The following is an 18468-nucleotide window of genomic DNA, read 5'->3' on the forward strand; positions in this document are numbered from 1 at the left end:
ATGACAAATGAAAACTCAGTCTGGAAATTAATTAACGATTTAAACACAAAGAAAGGAATTACTGAAATTGTCATTAATGGCCCAAAGAATGTTTTTGTAGAGAGAGCAGGGCAGTTTATCCAATTAAATGTTTTACTAACAAAGCAGGACATATATAAGTTTATTGATGAAATAGCAGACTACAATAAAAAGGTCTGCAATCAGCAAAGCCCTATTTTAGATGGTAGTCTTCCTGATGGATCAAGAATTAATATTATTATAGAGCCTTTTGTTAGTGGATTTCCTTCAATTTCAATTAGAAAATATATAAGAACTATTACGGACTTCGATAGCTCTCCTGGGATCTTTAGTATTGACTCTCACTGGATTGAATTTATGAAAGCAGCAGTATCTGCAAGAATGAATATCATTATCTCTGGTGGAACTGGCGTTGGGAAAACAACCTTTATGAATCTACTTCTAAAAGAAGTAAGTCCTGCTGAAAGAATCATTACTATTGAGGATACTCTAGAGTTAAATCTATCAATGCCTAACCTTGTAAGATTAGAGTCCGGCAGTAAGGTTGAAGCAAGTGATATCTCTGTTCGTGATCTTGTTAAAAATACTCTTAGAATGCGACCTGATCGTATTATCTTAGGAGAAATTCGTGGAGGTGAACTCTTTGATTTACTTCAAGCAATGAATACAGGACATGATGGTAGTATGACCTCTTTACATGCAAACTCAGCAGGGGAGTGCATCAGTAGAATGGAGACTCTCTTTCTAATGTCTGGTTATGATGTTCCATTTCATGTTGTTAGAAGGCAAATGAGTACAGCTGTAGACTTTATTTTCCAACTCTCAAGAGATAGAGAGGGAAATAGAATATTAAAAACTATTCAAGAAATTACAGGCATGGAGGGGAATAATATACTTTCTCAAACTATTGCTACTCATGAAGATGGAAAGCTTGTGGGAACTGGTATTACTCCAAAGAATATGGAGAAGCTCCACCACATGGGAGCTTTACCTATAGACTTTATAAATAATTAGTCTTCCTGACATTCACCTAATTCAATAAATGCTGCATTGGCATTATGAAGTACGCAGTAGTTTTCATAGGTTCTAGGCGCTGGAAGCATTTGAATGCAGAAGTCGTTTAGACACTCTTGTTGTGGTGAAATTCCACATACTGGTTGATAGATTTCAGGACAGACTTTAAATTCTCCCTTGGCCTCTTCATAGCATGCATAAACTTCTAAGAGTGAATATGTATCTTGTGGATAATAGTTATTAACGATTTCAAAAAGACCTATTCGGCATCCTGTGATTGCATGATCTACATTTGTGACCTTTGCCTTTTGGCCTTCACTTAATAGAGTAAATTGAACTAGGTCGTTATCTTCTTCTAGGTTTTCTTTTAATTCGCCTTCTACAGTGAAAGCAATACTTGCATTTGAGGTTAAAGAAAAGAGTAATACAGCAATGGCCAAAAAGTTCTTCATATAAGCTCCGCTAGTTAAAACTAGGGGGGTTATATTCTTTATTTCTCATTTTTTAAACAAATATTTATTAGTTTTTTTGTATTAATGGAATTTATTCAAAGTGAGCAGGCAAGGAGCACGAGTACTCCTTATCGCCTTTATGCAGGGTTTTCACTTTCTATAAATATACAATCAAGTGAGAATTTCTTTTCAACACTTTCCATCAATTGTTGGACACCAAACTGCTCCGTCGCATTATGACCGCCAGCAAACATTGTGACCCCTGCTTCAGCACTCTCATGCCAGTCATGTTCACTCATCTCTCCTGTGAGGTAAGCATCTACGCCTTCTCTCATCGCTTGTGCCCACTCACTATTTGCACCACCTGTAATAATGGCAAGCGTCTTAATAGACTCTTGTCCCTCAGGGACTGAATAGATTACTTTATGATTGAGCAAGGACTCTAGACTGTTAGCAAGCTCTTCTCTAGTCATCTCATTTGGTAGTTTACCTTTTAAGCCTGTAGGTGAGCCCTTATAGTCTCCAAATGGCTTTATATCAGTCATCTCAAGCTGCTTAGATATTCCCGCTGCATTTCCAACCTCTAGATGTGCATCAAGCGGCAAATGATAACCAAAGAGGTTGATATCATTTTTAATAAGTGGGAAGACTCTCTTAGCAAATGGTCCTTTTAATGTCCTTACTCCATGAAACTTCCAGAAAAGTCCGTGATGAACAATGAGAGCATCAGCTCCGGCCTTGACTGACTCATTTATAGAGTGCTTAGTAGCAGAAACTGCGAAAGCAACTTTCTTAACTTCGTCGCTACCTTCAATCTGTAAACCGTTGGGCCCATAGTCTTGAAATTCATAAATGTTCAAAAGATTATTGAGGAATTTTTCTAGATCTTTTCTTTTTACTGCTGACATATTTAACCTTTTTAAAAATTAATTATGTCAGCAATTATATCACTAGTTGAGTGGAGAGTCGTCTAAATCTGTACTTTCTGGCTCAGCAGTTCCTTGCCAGTTTACTTTGAATTCATCATTTGTTGTTGACGCAGAGTGAATAGATTTCTTAAGTCTCTCAACTGTTGCATGTAGCTCTTCATGATAAGGGGCCAGGGTAAGCGCCTTAGAGAACTCTTCCAATGCTTTTGGAAGGTTCTTTGAACTCATATATGCTCGGCCAGAGTTGATATAAGGATACTCTCTATTTTGATAATTAATGGCCTTTTTCGCCATCTCAAACCATTTGAGACTTTCTTCTAGCTGACCTTCAGTCAGTAGGTAAGTTCCAAGATCGTTATACGGAGGACCGTAGTCTGCATCACTTTGAATCGCCTTTAGACAGTATGACTTTGCTTTATCTAGTCTACCCTCAAGAGAGTGAACCCAGCCGATTAAAGTAAGTACCTCAGCTGTTTCTTTGTAGTTTAGTGCCTTAGTAAATTTATCTAGTGCAACTGCAAAGTCTTTTTCGAAAACTGCTTCATGTCCATCATGAAGCAATTTGTCGTACTTCTTATCTCTTTGCCATTCTAGACTCCCAATAGAGCCAAGTCCTGCACCTTGAAAACGAATAATATTATCTTTGTTAAGCTTGAAAAGTGGAATGATCTTGTCTTCTAGACCCTCTTCATTCTCGTCGTCATCTTCATCAAAGTCTTCATCTTCCATGAACTCAACATCTACTTGTGCTCCACCATCTATGATAGAGAATCCACTACTGTGAATTCTTGGTTCAGCTTCTAGGAGCTCTTCTGTTTCCTCTTTTAAGGAAGCGTTGATCTCTTCATCTAGTTGCATTACATGTTTTGGCGTGGATATTATAGCTTCAATTAAGTTTACTCTTGGTAGTTGAATGCTAAGTTCTGAAAAGTCCGAAAGTAGATTATGCCACTCATAAGCATACTCATAGAGTAGGTTGATGAACTTAACTGATGTATCTAGTGTCTTATCACTATTTAAATCAAGACGAATCATTCTTTCTAATAATTCTGTTGTGTCTTTACACTTATATTTAAGCTCTCTTAGAGAAACACTTTTAACAGTTTCATTAATGAATTCTTTTGAAAATACATGAACTTCTAGAAGCTCAACGATATCAAAGTTCATTTTTTGAGTTAGCTCTTTTGATTCAGGCAGCTGCTCAATTTTTGAAAGATCTGTTATTGCATGAGTCAGTCTTTCAAAATAAGACCATACACAATGCAATTCACTCGTTAATAAATTTCTAATGTTTTCTTCCATCAAAATAAGTTTTCCTTGATTGTCTTTCAAACTGTCATTCCTTTGACTATGCTATACGTTTCTAGGAGACATTGGCAACCCAAGTCATTCATGTTTAGCTTATTTTTACTAGCCAATCACCCATTGTAAGTGCCCAATAAGTGAATAGTTTTAGCGATAGGAGTCCAACTGGCAGCTTCCAATTCGCAGATTTTACTTTGGTCTTTATTCTATAGTCACTTTTCTTCATTGTTTGACTCCTTTAAACAATGGATAGTGACTTAATTAGTACAAAAGGTGTGCCAAGTTATTTAAATGTAAGTTGCTGTAATCTTGATACCTGAATGGCACCATGAAAAAAAGAAGGGCCTTAATTGGCCCTAGTCTTTCATTGATTTTAAGGCCTGCAGCCCATCATAGTTAATTATTTGAATTGGAAGGTCTTTGTATTTCTCTCCATCTTTCTCAAGTGCTTCTACGTTAAGAGGACAACCTAAGTTCTCTCCTGTCTTATCGTTATACTCTTGAATTCTATCTTTCACTTTTCTAAGGAGGCTCTCAGTCCTCATCCAAGAACAATTAATACCCTCATCCCATGCGTGATCAATATATTCACTGAAGTCCACTTCTCTTTGGATCTCCCACTTATTATCAACACATGAAAGGTAAGGGGATACTTCTTCTTTTGTAAGCACATCTACATTCTTACCAAGCATAGTGTTCCAAAAGCGCATTCCATTAAAGTTGGCAACCATATCACCGAAGCTCATGACTCCTGTCATAGTGGCACCCATTATGCCTGTTTCAGCTTTATAACCAATATTCATAGCGTCTTCTAGAGTCTTTCCTTTTAGGTAGTACTTCTTAAAGTATAAATATCCAGAACCTGAGAAGTGCTCAAACTTATCTGTCCCAACAAGTACGCCTCCGACATTGATAATTTGTCCTGCTGGATCATTAATCTTGGCCCACAGTCCTGGAATTATAGCTTGGTACCATTTAAATTCTTTATAAATAGACTCACTTGTATTCGTAGTCATTTTATCAAGTGTATCAGTCTTAACAATCCACTTTCCAAACGTAGAGGTGTATTGATTTCTAAATACTTTTCGCATTTTCTTATAGAGCTTTTTCTCTGAGCAGCTATGATTCTTCTCATTGAGCTCTGATAGAGCTTCTTTCATCAAAGAATTAGCTTTTGTGTTTACTGCTGTAAGAGAGTCTTCCAAAGGAGTAGATCTATTATTAAATGGATCTATCTCTGAAGAGTAGACATTAGATATAGTAAGTAAGGCCGCAAGGATTACTGCTTTGTTCTTCATTTAAAGACTCCTGTGATATTAACTAAATCTTTATACCACAGGATTTATGACGCATGATGCTTTATGTATTAATTACAGTATATTAGAGCAATTATTCATTAACTTTCTGGTACTCTTCAAGTCTTTTGTCTTTGCTCACTGCTGAGTATCTCTTTGAAATCATTTGAAAAATTGACCCATTCTTTGTCCCTACATCAGAGGCAACACCTCTAAAATTGAGAACACCATTACTCTTAGCATCCTTCTTTCCAAATAGTTTAGAGAATGGATTTTCGGCCTTAGTCTTAGAGGCAGTTCTCTTAGAGCCAGAACTAAAGCTTAGTCCTCCACCTGAAGAGTAAGATAGCTTCTTAGAAGTTCCAACGTATGGAGAGCTTCCGCCTTGACCACCTGTACTAGCTGATCCATTTGCTGGAGCTGAAGCTCCGCCGCCGCCACCGCCTCTGCCGCCTCCTCCTGAACCAAGTCCATTAGAACCTGTAGATGAAACCGACGCTGCGCCTATAGGAGAGTCGGCCAGGCCACCTCCCTTATCAACAGGGTCAACAGTAGAGCCAATCCCACCAATAGTGTTTGTTCTATTTGTATTGTCTGTAGCTGCATCAGTATTTCTCTCATACTCATCTATTGGAAGAGTTGAGTCTGAAGTGGCAAATTGCATTCCATTAACGCTAATTCCATCGTTGTGATAATCAACACCTCTTTCATATTGGGCACTAACACAATTCTCTGAATTAGGGTTAACCTGACATTCGGTAGCTAGTAGGTCCTCTGAGTCATAGGCCAGAGATTCTGGATCGTAATCATCAACGAGCTTAATAGCATCACCAACACGACTTGCCTGCTTATCATAAATTTCAGCAGTTCCTAGCATCGTCGCAATATTAACACCTGAGTCAATTAGAGCTTGTTGAATAATTTGTCTCGCTCCTGAGTTTTGAATAAGAGCGTGATTTGCACCGCCACCAGTGTTGTAAATATATTGGTTGCAGGCAGCAAGTCGCCTTTTTTCAAGATTGGCGTCTAGATCAATTGATGCTTTGTTTGTTGTAATTTGAAGGCTAGTTTCTAGAGCTTTTACATTTTCAATATAAAGGTTTGAAACTGTAGCATAAGCACTCTTGTACATATCTGCTTCTATGCTACTTTCACACTCTTGATAAAGGGATTCAAGTTCTGGGATCTTCTCCATTGCTACCCAGAGGGCACCAACGGCTGCTGTTTCTGTTGCTGCTCTTGTCCGGGCCATATTTGCTTTTACTTGAATATCTTGTTGTTGTGCTTTTAGGCCAGCTGTTGCATCAGTTTGAGAATTCTGTGCCATTTCAGTTTGGATATCCATTGAGCTATCCATGTATTGAAAACTTTGAACTGTTTCAACAGCGGTTCTTCCAAGGAAGACTGCATCGTAAAATGTTGTGGCATCTGAGCATGCCTTATAATCTTGAGTTTCATAACCAACACTAGAGCATTTTAACTTTCCATCATAAGACTGTGCTGTCTGGCTCTTATTATAATCAGAAAAGTCCATTTCACGATTTGCTGGACCTTTTGTAATAACCGTATGTAAGGCTATACATTCTTCAATTTTCTCTAAAGCATCATTTCCAGCTTCAACATAGGCTGAGTAAGCTGAGTGTCTGTTATCAACAAAGCCCTTAAATCTTCTTGGCTCTGGATATGTTGATCCATCGGATTCTTCCTCTTGAGGGACTTGGTTTTTCTCGAAAGCGGTAATGTACTCTTTATATTTATCGTTTTTGGAGTAATAAAAGTTTTCAATTTCCTCCTGAGCACCTTCTTCGAATAGTCTTTCCTCTGCCTTTTTAGCTGCCTTAGCTAGTTGTATATTCATGTATTGTTGAAAGTCTATAGTTCTACTATTATTCTTCCAGCTATCGGAAATTGTCTGGCAACTATCAATGGCCGCTCCATAGAGAGCATTGCTAGGAGACTTTTGCTTCTCATCATAGTGCGCACTTGATTTTGGAATAATAGGCTTAGTTTCATTAGCTGAAAATGCTTCTGAGCTAAGTGCTAGCAGAATGAAGATGAGCTTTAAATTTTTAGAAGATTGATTTTTCATAAGTTCTAACCAGTTAAGTTTATACCTCAGTATATTATACGAAACTTGTCGGTTATTTCTTAGGATTTCTTAAATTGAGTAGTCGAATATAGTGTAAATAACTAGACAAACACTTGAAATAATTTACATTTTGAAGAAATTAAAAGATCATATAGATGATCTATTTTAAAAACTATATGACAACTTTAGTTGCCATTATAAAGGCCCTAGGACTAAGTATATGATTTCTTTTGAGTACCCTGTCACAATCTTAGAAAAGCACCTCGACACATTTGGACACGTTAATAATGCTATTTATCTGGCCCTTTATGAAGAGGCGAGATGGGACTTTATTACAAAAGGTGGCTTTGGACTTAGAGAGATTCAAGAAAAGAAAGTTGGACCTGTTGTTCTAGAATTAAACATTAAATTTACAGCAGAACTAAAAAATAGAGAGGATATTACAATTCACTCAAAAGTACTCGGTATGAAAAATCCTCTTGTGATGGAGATGGAGCAGAGTATGGTAAAGAGTGATGGAACAATCGCCTCTAAAATGATTATTGCTTTTGGATTATTTGATTTAAGTAAGAGAAAGCTTATTCCTCCTACGGATGAGTGGATGAAAGCAATTGGACAAGAAGAGTAGTTTAAGATTTAAAGGGTTGGTATTTTAAGCTTTTGCGTATCGTTGAAAATATCAATGGATTTAGAACTTTTTTTAAGGCAGCTTTCGACATCTTTCTTTGTTAGAAAACTCTTGTAGCAATAATTTACTGATCTTGCCGCTGCTGTTGCAGTGGCCATACTTGAACCATTAAAAGAACTTTTCATATCTCCAGCAGAAAGGAAGAACTTCATTTGAGATGAATTGATTAGTGTGTAGTCAGGTCTTGCTGGTAAATCTTCATCCGCCATAGAATAACTTCCTATGGTAAATACTAAAGGATTTTTAAATTGGTTTTGTGGCCAGAGCACAGTTTTATAACCAATCCCTCTACCTATTGTTGCTCCTGCTACAAAGAGAGGCGTTTTTATTTCAATAGGGTTTAACTTCTCAACATCTCTAATTCCTGCTGCAATAATAAAAAGATGAAAATCTTCTTGCTTCTTAAACGCCTCAAGCCACGATGTCGACTCTTGTTTTGCATTTTTATTAAAAACAATAAAAGGGCTAATTTCAATTGGCTTGGATGTCTTGACCTCTTTTAGAAATTGATTAAGAACCCAGTTTCCATGCAGTCTTCTATTTTCTTTACTTAAATTATTACAATCGAAGTTATTACTTTTTGTTAAATCGATACTTTTATGAAGAGTAATGTTTTTAGGAGGGGTTAGTTTTTCTAGACAAAAACCAGTGTCAAGAATTGCTATTTTTAAAGGTGAAGCAAGAAGGGGTTGGATTAAGAATAGGAGGGAAATGAATCCCCCCCATATTATATTTCTAATCTCTTTCTTCTGCCATTTTGAATGGAGCATGCATACCTTTGTCGTTAGAAACTCTTTTATAAAGATTCTTGTCATACTTCTTCAGTGCTTTGTAACTCTTATCAACATCTTTTAAAGCTGCTGAGATAAATAGTGCTCCAAACATTCTATTTTGGATAGCAAATTTAACTCTGTCTTCAATAGGGTCGTAAGACTTAAGAGCGTTTCTCATAGTATAGTAGAAATCGTGTGCAAAAAGAAATAGTGAAATATTTTTATCTTTTGCTCTACCGTCTACTAAATCACCAAGCTTGTTGTGGAAAAGAGATTTGTCATCTTTAAGTAGATTTGCAATATCTTTATCTCTTCCAAGTCCACTTCCACTTAGGTCGTAGTGCTTGTTAATTCTCATTGTTTCATCAATTCCTCTAATAATTCCAACTTGCATTAGTTGCTTGTTTGCAACAGTTGGTGAAAAGAATGAACTCTTTGTAACAGATGATTCTATTTTCTTTAGGATTTGGTCATTTGATAATTTCATTAGTTCAGCAAGTGCTAAGTAATTTTTGTAAGACTTAATATCTGATGCAAGAACAGGAACTGCAGTTTTTAAACCTGAAGCTCTCATTGGATTTGCAAACATTACCTTAGTGTTTTTACTTACACCTGACACATTAAAGTTAAAGCTCTCAGCATTTTTAAATGTAGAGATTGATTTAACTCCATTTAGCCCATTCTGTAATTCATCAATTAAGACAACAGTTGAAGCTTTTGATTTTTTGAGCATTCCGTCAATATCTTTTAATGCTCCTTTCTCAAGAAGTAGTAACGTCTTACCGTTTACTCCATTAGCAAGTGGAGACTTATTTAAAGACTTAAGTGATGTATCAAGTACACTTGCACCTTTTAAACCACCCATTGTTGAAAGTAGGTCTACAAGGTCTCTAGAAGAGTAATCAGAGTTTGCTACTACAACTGGCTTTCCACTCTTTTCTACATAAGGAGATTTGGCCATCGTTACTAGATTCTGACTAAGCGTACCTAGGGTTACACCATTTTTAGATACTTTGGCACTAAATGTGATCGGTGTGTAGATATCATCTTCGCTTGATACATTTACTACTGAATCCTTTAGAGTCGTAGATGACTTTAGGCTTGCAACAGAGTTGAACTCTTTTGTAATGATTTTAGATTTTGCATTTGCCTGAACCTCAACTTTCAATTCTCCAGCATAGTCTCTCTTTGAGTTGTTAACTAAATTAACACTCATTGTATTATTTTGTCCTATGATCAATGTTCCATTTGTTGAAAGACCAGTAAGAGAGAGAGGGTAGTTAACTCTTTGTACTTTTCTGTCTCCAGAGTTTACCTTTCCTTGTGATTGGTTAGCAAAGTGTCTACCTTGGATGGCCGCTTCAGCTGTTAGTGTCGAATAGACATTTAATACTTTAGTGTCTGTAGACCCAAGAGATGCACTTACTTTTGACTTCGCTGCTCCCTTTATTGTCGTGATTGATTTTGCAGGAATAGAAGGGATCGTTGACTTAGACCCATCTTGCATAACTACAGTAACATTTTTAGCTTCTTTGTCTCCAAAGTTCTGTATCACGAGATCGTGGAGAGTTGTCTCTCCTGGCTGATATACACCGTCGTTTGCCGCAACACCATTTACTCCACCGTCTACAATAGAAGATGAAACAAATTTAAGTACAGGGTTATTTGTATATACATTTGCAACAGAAGCATGTCTCTTTGCTCTATAAATTTCTGTTTGCTCATTAATATTTGAGCTAAAAGTTTCTGCTTCAACTTTTGAGTACTGAGCTGCTCTTAAGCTTTCGTATCTAGATTGATACGCACTTTCTTCTACTTGCTTATAAGTAGACTTATATTCATTAGATGACGTATTAGGGTTTAAGCTAAACTCAGTTCTAGAGCGGTTATAAGCATTGTCGTAGTGCATTCCATAGTCTCTATTGTATGCGTCTGACTCGCCTTGATTGTATCCGGCTTGTCTATAAGAAGGGTATGCTCTAGAGAATGTATCTTCGTAGTTATCATCATAGCTATCTTGGTAAGTGTCGTTGTAGATTCTAGGGACTACTGTTTCGTATGTTGAACGAAGTCTTCCTTTATATCTTGTTTTGTAGCCATCTTTAAATGCTTGCTCAACGATCTTTCTTGCATACTTTCCATTTGGATTAAAGTTTCTACCTTGGTGGCTTCTTGGAAAGCTTGGTACAACTCTAGCAAATGCTCCTGCAAATGAACCTGATACAGATTTTTGATCTAATGATCTTGATTCAAATTTATTAATTGCCTCTTGTTGTCCATTCTGAGTTCCAATCGCTTTACCTGTTTGAATTGCTCTTTGCATTCCGGCCGCTGCACCTTGGTTTGCACCAACAGCTACAGCATCAGAAGCGTTTGCTCTATTTATTCCGTCAGTAGTTCCTGCTTTTTTGGCCGCATCGATATTTCCAGCATATGTACCTTCCTGTGTTCCAGTGTCAGTACCCTCTTGGCTCGCTCTTGCTGCACCATCTTGTTGACCTTCTTGATAACCAATAGCTCTTTGTCTCTGCTGACCGTCTCTAGTTCCATCATTCAGTCCGTCATATTCACCATCTCTTAGGCCGTGGTGTGTACCGAGTCTATTAGATAGGTATCTTCCATCAGATTCACCGTCAAGAGATCCTTCATTTGCACCTTTCTTATTTGCATCTAAAACTCTTGCTATGATTCTTTTTCTATATGTTTGACGATCAATTTCAGCATACTCAAGTGCTGCAGCTAAGTTCTTAGTTTCTTTCTTTGATGCGTTTAGCGCATTTTGAGCAACTTTCACTTGCTGAGTACTTTTCTTTAGTTCATTTTTATTACCAACAACTTTTTTATTCTTAGTTGTTATTTCAGTGTCTAGTTCACTGATTTTCTTTGTTTGATTGGCTATTTTAGAGTTCAATGACTTTAGATTATTTTTTATCGTTGTCACTTTCTTATTTAAGGCATCTGATTGCTTTTTTAGTTGTACAATAGTTGTACTATAAACTTTTATATCTTGTTTAAGCTCATTAACTTTTTTCTTACAAGCAGGTGTTGGAGACTCTGTACATGAAGCTTCTTGTTTTGTGAGTTGCTTCTTTTTATTGGCCAGGGTTGTGTTTGCTTTATTTAGCTCATTTTTCTTTTTAGTGAGTTGGTTATTAGCATTAGTTAAGTTCTTTTTAACTTTAGGGACATTGGACTTATTTTTTTTAACTTCAGCTTCTGTTTTTGACTTAAGGCTAATACTTTTAGAAATTTCATCAGTTAATTTCTTTATATCTTTTGCTAATGATTGTTTCTTTTTTTGTAGTTGGTCTACATTTTTTTGCTGCTTATCTAATTTTGATTTAGACTGCGCGTAAGCTTTCTTAGTAACTTCAACCTTTCTAATTCTCTGTTGTAGGTCACTATCATCACTTATTTTAAAGCTTACATTACCTACATATCCATTGGCCCAGTTAGGCTTGTCTGCTAAGACTTGTGGTGAGAGGGCAAAGAGTAATGCCAACGTGATTGACGTGGTTATTTTTGAGTTCTTCAGCGTTGTTAATTGTTTCATTACTATTTTTCTCCTCAATCTTGGTGCCAATAAGTCTGAAAGATGACTCAAAGTAGCAAACAGACACCAGTTTAGTTTCATTTTGTCCCTAAAGAAGATGTCCGTTTCTTTCTATTGGGGTGATGGGTAGTTAGTTAGCAATCACTATGCCAGTTTTACGTGCGCAATTAAAGTTGTTGTTGCGCTTTGCATAAATATTACAGATTAAGATCTGTTACTATTTATTAATGGAAATATACGAAGAGATGTATCAAAGCCTAATAACAGATAGTTACAGCTTTGAACCAAATGATTCCCTGATTGAACTACTTAATTTCTTTAAATCTAACTTTCTAAGAGGTTGCGGAGAGGTTTCATATTTAGAAATTGGTTGTGGTTTAGGCTTTCATGTAAATTCAAAAGATTGTAACTGGGATGTTGAGGGGCTAGAGCTAAGTAAGAGTGCTGTAGTGTATCTAAGCAAGATATCGAAAAAAAAAGTCTATCAATCTGACTTTTTAGAATTTAGGCCAGAAGCTTCATGGGACCTTATTTTAGATTCTCACTTACTCCACTGCACTGTAGGAGTCGAGTCATTTAAAACCTACTTTGAGAATATCTTTAACATATTAAATCCAGGTGGTTCATTTCTCCTAGAAGTAATGTGTAGTTCAAGAGAAATGTGCTTTGATGAGAACCAATTTTATAATGATGAAACATTTATTCTTTATCAAGACGAATTGGCCATTAGAACAATCCTTCCTGCTAGGGATATTGAAAAAATAATTATCGAATCTGGCCTGAAAATTGTTTACTTACGAGTAGATGAAATTATAAAATTTATACCTAACTCACATAGAAGTGAAAGCCGTCCAACTGACCCAGATAGAATGAGGGTCATTTGTCTAAAGGAATAGAAATGACGTGGATTAAAACAACATTTGAATATCTTTCAATGTCTCTTTTTGAAATCAGTGGTAATAAAATCTCCCTAATGTCGATATTCTTAGCTATTGGTGTTTTCTTTTTAACAACGACTCTAGCTAAAATGTCGGAGCGATTTATTGATAAAATTCTTATTGATAAGCAGATTGATTCCGGAGTGAGAGGCTCAATCGTTAGAATCTCTCGTTATATAGTTCTCTTTATAGGTATTATGATTACATTAGATACCGTAGGGATCTCTTTCTCATCTTTAGCTGCACTTGGTGCAGTACTTATGGTTGGGATTGGGTTTGGACTCCAAAATATTACTCAAAACTTTATCTCCGGCCTTATTATTCTTCTAGAAAGACCAATAAAGGTAGGGGACTTTGTCTCAGTAAAAGATACATCTGGAAAAGTTGTTGAAATAGGTGCTAGGTCGACTTTAATTCACACTAGAGACGACGTCGCTATAATTGTTCCTAATAGCCAATTTATCTCTGAGCAAGTAATCAATCAAAGCTTTACTGGTTCTAATATGAGAATGACAGTCAACGTAGGTGTTGCTTACGGTAGTGACACAGAGAAAGTTAAAGATGTTCTACTAGACATAGCATCAAACTCTACAGGTATTCTAACTAATCCTCCACCAAAAGTATTTTTTGAAAACTTTGGAGATTCATCCCTAGATTTTAGTCTTGCTGTTTGGATAAATGACATTTGGGACAATAGAGGGACTCTTTCAAATGTTAGATTAGCTATAGATAAAAGGTTTAGAGAAGAAAATATTTCGATCCCTTTTCCTCAAAGAGATATCCATATTATCAAAGAAGCATAAATGAAATCTATAATTAATTACTTTACGCAAAATCACCTAGTATCAAATATACTCTTTATTGGTACTTTTTTAATGGCACTCTTTGCTTGGAATCAAATTGGAAAAGAGGAGATGCCAGAATTTGAAAGTAATTGGATTCGTATTAATGCCTCTTATCCTGGAGCTGCGGCAGAAGACGTTGAGTTGTTTGTAACAAAGCCGATAGAAGATGAATTAAAAGAAGTTTCAGGGATAGAAGAAATTTTAACTACTTCCTCTACAGGATCTTCTTCTTTTAGTGTTGTTATTGATGAAGATGCTGCTGATTATAGAGAAGTAGTACAAGACATTAAAGATGCTACTTTGAGAGCAAATCTACCTATGGAGGTTGATACTCCAAATTTTAGACAGTTTAAATCAACTGAAAAAGCAATTATAGATGTAGGCTTTTACCTCGAAGGTGCTCGTGCTCTTGACTACGAATCTAGAAAAAAGCTACAGAGTATGGTTTTAAATTTTGAAAATCAAATAAAAACTCTTAGTGATGTTAGTGGCATTGATAAGAGTGGCTATGAAGATCCTGAATTACATATTCTCTTAGACCCCATAAAGATTGATCAACATGACCTCTCAATTGATAGGCTAGTTAGCACTATAAAAAATAACCATATTAGGGTTCCGCTTGGAACGTTAGAAGATAAAGAGCAATCAAAAGTAACAGCGATTCACGAACTTGAAGATAAAAAAAGTCTCGATGAACTTTACTTACAGGGGAACTATGCCGGTAAAGGAGTTCGTCTTGGGGAAGTTGCAAACGTAGAACCTAAGTTTACAAAGTCTACTACTATCAGAAAACTTCAAGGTCATGAAGGTATCGTTATAAATGTAAAAAAGAAATACTCTACAGATATCCTGACGGCTCAAGAGAGTGTTGTTAAGTTTGTTGAGGAATTTAAGAGAACACACTCAAAAAGTGGATTAAGAGTGATTCTTATGGACGATGAATCTTACGATGTAAAGAATAGGCTCTCTATTGTTGCTTCTAATGGTCTAATTGGTTTTGTTCTTATATTTATTGTTCTTTTTATATTTTTGGACTTCAAGTCAGGGCTATGGGTTGGTATGGGGATTCCGTTCACTCTTGCTTTTGCAGTAATAAGTATGACCCTTGTAGGTTATACGATAAATAATATGACTCTTGCTGCAGTAATTATTGTTATGGGGATTGTTGTAGACGATGCAATTGTTGTAGCAGAAAATATTTCAAGAAAAAGATACCTAGGAGAGTCTCCTATTGAGTCTGCTGTAGGCGGAACATATGAAATACTCAAGCCTGTATTTGGAAGTATATTAACTACCTGTGTGGCCTTTGTCCCTCTATTATTCTTTGAAGGTTTCTTTGGTAAGTTTGTTGAGTATATTCCATTTGTAGTAATTATTATGTTAGTTGCATCTCTTATAGAGTCGACAACAATTTTGCCATCTCATTTACTTGAAAGAAAAAGCTATTTCTCTAAATTTAAAATTAAAGGATTCAGCTCTGATTGGTTTTTTAAGTATGAAGAAAAGTTTTCAGTTCTATTAGAGAAACTACTTAGATTTAGATTCTTAGTTCTAGTTGCCGCTATTTTGATTTCTGGTCTTTCTGGTTACTTATTCAAATCGAAGATGAAATTTGTGATGTTCCCTAGGGAGGAAGGTAAAGAAGTTAATTTAAAAGTTATTGGGCCTAAAGGGATTAATCGATTCGAAATGTCGAAACTGATTGAACCTCTTGAGGAGATGCTTCTTGCAGATACTGTAAATGGTGTTGTAGCTGTTCAGTCAAAGATTGGAGAAAGTCGAAGAGGGTCTAGTGCTTTAGAGAATCAGGCCAGTATAAATGTTGAATTAGTTAATAAAGATGATAGGGAAATGGGGCTAAATGACTTTATTTCTAAATGGAAGAAAGAATCTCAAAAAATAGAAGGTCTTGTTAGAGTAAATTTTCTTAAGTCTAGGTGGGGGCGAAGTAGTGGTTCTGCTCTAGAGATTCAAGTTCAAGAAAATGATGATAAAAGACGAGATGAAATTACAAAACTTATCAAGCAATATATGACTGAAGATTCAGCACTCAAAGATATAGAGATTGAAAAGCCTCTGACAAAGAGAGAGTATAATTTCAAAATCAATCAAGAAAAGTTAGTTCGCTTTAATCTATCTCCTCAGCATATTACAACTTCTCTTCGCGCCTTTATTGAAGGTGCTATTCTTTATACTGTTAGTAAAGGTGATGAAGATGTCGAGGTAAGACTTACTGTTGATGCAAAGAATAAGTTTGATTTAGTAAATCTTCGAAAATTAAAAATAGAAAATAATTCAGGTGGTTTTATCACTCTAGATAAGGTTGTCACTATTGAACAATTTATGAAACCTGCAAAAATTGAACGAAAAGACTATAAGAGAACTACGATCGTATATGGAAATATTAAAGATGGTGTTGCTATTACTCCTGTAGAGGTTGCCGAGAACTTTGAAGCAAATGTTTTCCCTAAAATTATTAAAGATTATCCAAGTTCAGTAATAACATTCATTGGAGAAGTTCAAGATACACGTGAATCAGGTGGTGACTTCCTTATTTCTCTCGTTATGGTAATCGGAGTTATCTATATAATATTAGTTATAATGTTCAATTCTTTAGGAGCGCCACTTTTAATCATGGCAATTGTTCCCTTTGGACTTACTGGTGTTGTTTATGCTCTACTTGCGCATGGAATGTTTGTATATGGTTTCTTTGCTGCTGTAGGTGCTCTTGGGATGATAGGTGTGGTTGTTAATGATGCGATAATAATGATCTCAAAGCTGGAAGAAGACATTGAATATGATGATGAAGGGGCAATGGAGAAGATAGCAAAAGTCTCCTCTACACGTCTGAGGCCCATTGTTGTAACCACATTGACGACTGTAGCGGGAGTGCTCCCAACTGCCTATGGAGTTGCAGGTTATGATTCAATGCTCGCAGAAATGATGCTTTCTCTAGGTTGGGGATTACTTCTAGCGACGTTTGTTACTTTGTTTTTAATTCCTTGTATGTACTCATATTTCTTTAGCATAAGGCTATTTATATTAAATAAGGCCGATATCCATTTGGAGCATGAATGACTTTGATTAAGATTCTATTACCATTTTTTATTTTAGCAAATATTCTCGCTTCCGATGTTGAGGTTGTTGCACGCGCAAACTCTTATGGGTCTTTTAATTTGCCTGACTCAAGTTTTGTTTTAAATTCAACTGTAAGAAATAATAGTAAGGGTTCAATTGCATTTAGTTTTTCATCTGTTATTGAAGAACAGATGAAAATGGGAATGTGGGTTAGAAATGATCATTACCCAGCAGGTGGAGTAATACACATCTCTAAAGCAGGAGACTATATTAGTGATCCATTCATTAACGAAAAAGGTGATATTGTCTTTACTGTGTTTAATGAATTAGAAGTTGTAGCTGTTTACCTGTACAAAAATAAAAAGAATAACTTAGAAAAGGTTCTTGATACTAAAGATACTTCTATATTTCTATCAATCAAAAATCCTGAGGTTAACAACTCTGGAACAATCCTCTTTAGGGCGAGCTTTAGAACAGGTGAAAAGGCCATTATAATTTACAAAGATAATGAGTTTAAAACTATAGCGACTGATAAAGATCCAAAGATAGCTTATTTATTTGGTGCTTCTTTTATTGATGGTAATAATATCGCTCTAAAAGTCAGAGAGGGGAGTTCTCTTGCTGAGTCTCAACCTGATACAATTCGTCTCTACGATAAGCGTGGTCACTTCACTCGATTAAACTCTGATCATGACTTTGATGAGAACTCAATTTTTTCTCATTTTAATAATACTATTGGTAGTCACTTTAGCTCTAAATATTTCGCATTCATAGCGAAGCTAAGAAATGGTAAGAGTGTATTAGTACGTCAATATGATGATAGTTTTCAAATTATTGCTACTGAGGGAGAGGGAGGTATTTCAAAACTAGAGTACTTTGCACCTTCAGTTAATGAGAGAGGTAGTATTGCTTTTAGAGCTATTAATGCTAGCAAAAAGCGTGCAATATTTTTCTTTGATGGATTTATTTTTAAAGAGGTTCTAACTGAAGGGGACTTGATCTCTACTGACCAGTCGACTGCAGTTATTCACTCCTCAAATGGACCTGCCTTCGGAGGAGGACTTACAATCAATAATAACGATGAAATCGCTCTTCAGGCGAAGGTTTCTACTAAATATAAAGAGGAACCTCTTGGTACTGCTGTACTGAGCGTCAGCCCTTAAAATAAATCGATTGGAGCGTAGTGTTAAATGCTCCTAAATCGACCTAGTCGAATGGTTTTTATGTACTATTCTTGGTAAGCTAGTGGCCTTTATAATACTAATATTTAGGGTTACAAATGCTACTCAAAAAGAAAGATCAAATAACTAAAGATTACGAAGTTATTATCATTGGTTCTGGCCTTGCTGGAATGACAGCGGCCAATAAACTGGCTCGAAATGGCAGAAGTGTTCTACTTCTTGAATCTCATAATAAATTAGGTGGATTTGCTACTTGGTTTAAGAGACAGACAGGCGATCATATTTTTGATGTCTCTCTTCATGGATTTCC

General features: G+C 36.0%; 15 protein-coding genes. 7 read left to right on the forward strand and 8 right to left on the reverse strand.

Annotation, left to right across the window (positions count from 1 at the left end; all coding sequences use genetic code 11):
- Positions 1 to 1032, forward strand: a complete 1032-nt coding sequence (locus ABX784_RS04490; RefSeq protein ID WP_372653110.1) for a CpaF family protein — start codon at positions 1 to 3, stop codon at positions 1030 to 1032.
- Here the strand turns inward: ABX784_RS04490 and ABX784_RS04495 are convergent.
- The 6 genes from ABX784_RS04495 to ABX784_RS04520 all read right to left on the reverse strand — a co-directional run bounded on the left by ABX784_RS04495 (position 1029) and on the right by ABX784_RS04520 (position 7102).
- Entirely contained in the window at positions 1029 to 1484 is a 456-nt protein-coding gene (locus tag ABX784_RS04495) for a hypothetical protein (RefSeq protein ID WP_372653112.1), read from the reverse strand. The genes ABX784_RS04490 and ABX784_RS04495 overlap by 4 nt on opposite strands.
- Before the next feature lie 137 nt (positions 1485 to 1621).
- On the reverse strand, positions 1622 to 2392 hold the full coding sequence (locus ABX784_RS04500) for a Nif3-like dinuclear metal center hexameric protein (RefSeq protein ID WP_372653115.1): 771 nt from the start codon (positions 2390 to 2392) through the stop codon (positions 1622 to 1624).
- Positions 2393 to 2434: 42 nt separating this feature from the next.
- Positions 2435 to 3745 carry a tetratricopeptide repeat protein gene (locus ABX784_RS04505; RefSeq protein WP_372653118.1) on the reverse strand — a complete coding sequence of 437 codons (1311 nt, stop codon included), beginning with the start codon at positions 3743 to 3745 and terminating at the stop codon, positions 2435 to 2437.
- Between the two features lie 64 nt (positions 3746 to 3809).
- Entirely contained in the window at positions 3810 to 3944 is a 135-nt protein-coding gene (locus ABX784_RS04510) for a hypothetical protein (RefSeq protein ID WP_372653120.1), read from the reverse strand.
- A 130-nt stretch (positions 3945 to 4074) separates the two neighbouring features.
- On the reverse strand, positions 4075 to 5016 hold the full coding sequence (locus ABX784_RS04515) for a hypothetical protein (protein WP_372653123.1): 942 nt from the start codon (positions 5014 to 5016) through the stop codon (positions 4075 to 4077).
- A gap of 91 nt (positions 5017 to 5107) precedes the next feature.
- Positions 5108 to 7102, reverse strand: coding sequence for a hypothetical protein (locus tag ABX784_RS04520; RefSeq protein ID WP_372653126.1), 1995 nt, complete (start codon positions 7100 to 7102; stop codon positions 5108 to 5110).
- Between the two features lie 220 nt (positions 7103 to 7322).
- Between ABX784_RS04520 and ABX784_RS04525 the strand changes: the two genes are divergently transcribed.
- Entirely contained in the window at positions 7323 to 7730 is a 408-nt protein-coding gene (locus ABX784_RS04525; protein WP_372653127.1) for an acyl-CoA thioesterase, read from the forward strand.
- Between the two features lie 8 nt (positions 7731 to 7738).
- Here the strand turns inward: ABX784_RS04525 and ABX784_RS04530 are convergent, their stop codons facing one another.
- On the reverse strand, positions 7739 to 8560 hold the full coding sequence (locus ABX784_RS04530; RefSeq protein WP_372653129.1) for a hypothetical protein: 822 nt from the start codon (positions 8558 to 8560) through the stop codon (positions 7739 to 7741).
- A complete protein-coding gene (locus ABX784_RS04535; protein WP_372653131.1) occupies positions 8526 to 12116 on the reverse strand; it encodes a hypothetical protein in 3591 nt (1196 codons plus the stop codon). Before ABX784_RS04535 ends, ABX784_RS04530 begins: the two co-directional genes overlap by 35 nt.
- 227 nt (positions 12117 to 12343) lie before the next feature.
- On the opposite strand from ABX784_RS04535, the gene ABX784_RS04540 reads away from it, so the two are divergent.
- The 5 genes from ABX784_RS04540 to ABX784_RS04560 all read left to right on the forward strand — a co-directional run.
- On the forward strand, positions 12344 to 13012 hold the full coding sequence (locus ABX784_RS04540) for a class I SAM-dependent methyltransferase (RefSeq protein WP_372653133.1): 669 nt from the start codon (positions 12344 to 12346) through the stop codon (positions 13010 to 13012).
- A gap of 2 nt (positions 13013 to 13014) precedes the next feature.
- Entirely contained in the window at positions 13015 to 13857 is an 843-nt protein-coding gene (locus ABX784_RS04545) for a mechanosensitive ion channel family protein (RefSeq protein WP_372653135.1), read from the forward strand.
- Positions 13858 to 16977 (forward strand): efflux RND transporter permease subunit, encoded by a 3120-nt coding sequence (locus ABX784_RS04550; protein WP_372653138.1) that lies wholly within the window; start codon positions 13858 to 13860, stop codon positions 16975 to 16977. It abuts the gene before it with no gap.
- Positions 16974 to 18140: a hypothetical protein gene (locus ABX784_RS04555; protein WP_372653141.1), complete on the forward strand. Its 1167-nt coding sequence runs from the start codon at positions 16974 to 16976 to the stop codon at positions 18138 to 18140. Before ABX784_RS04550 ends, ABX784_RS04555 begins: the two co-directional genes overlap by 4 nt.
- Positions 18141 to 18256: 116 nt before the next feature.
- Positions 18257 to 18468, forward strand: a 212-nt coding sequence (locus tag ABX784_RS04560; RefSeq protein WP_372653143.1) for an FAD-dependent oxidoreductase, incomplete at its 3' end; no start/stop codon positions are given.

The organism is Halobacteriovorax sp. (assembly GCF_041587335.1).
In the GTDB taxonomy this organism is placed as follows: Bacteria; Bdellovibrionota; Bacteriovoracia; order Bacteriovoracales; family Bacteriovoracaceae; genus Halobacteriovorax.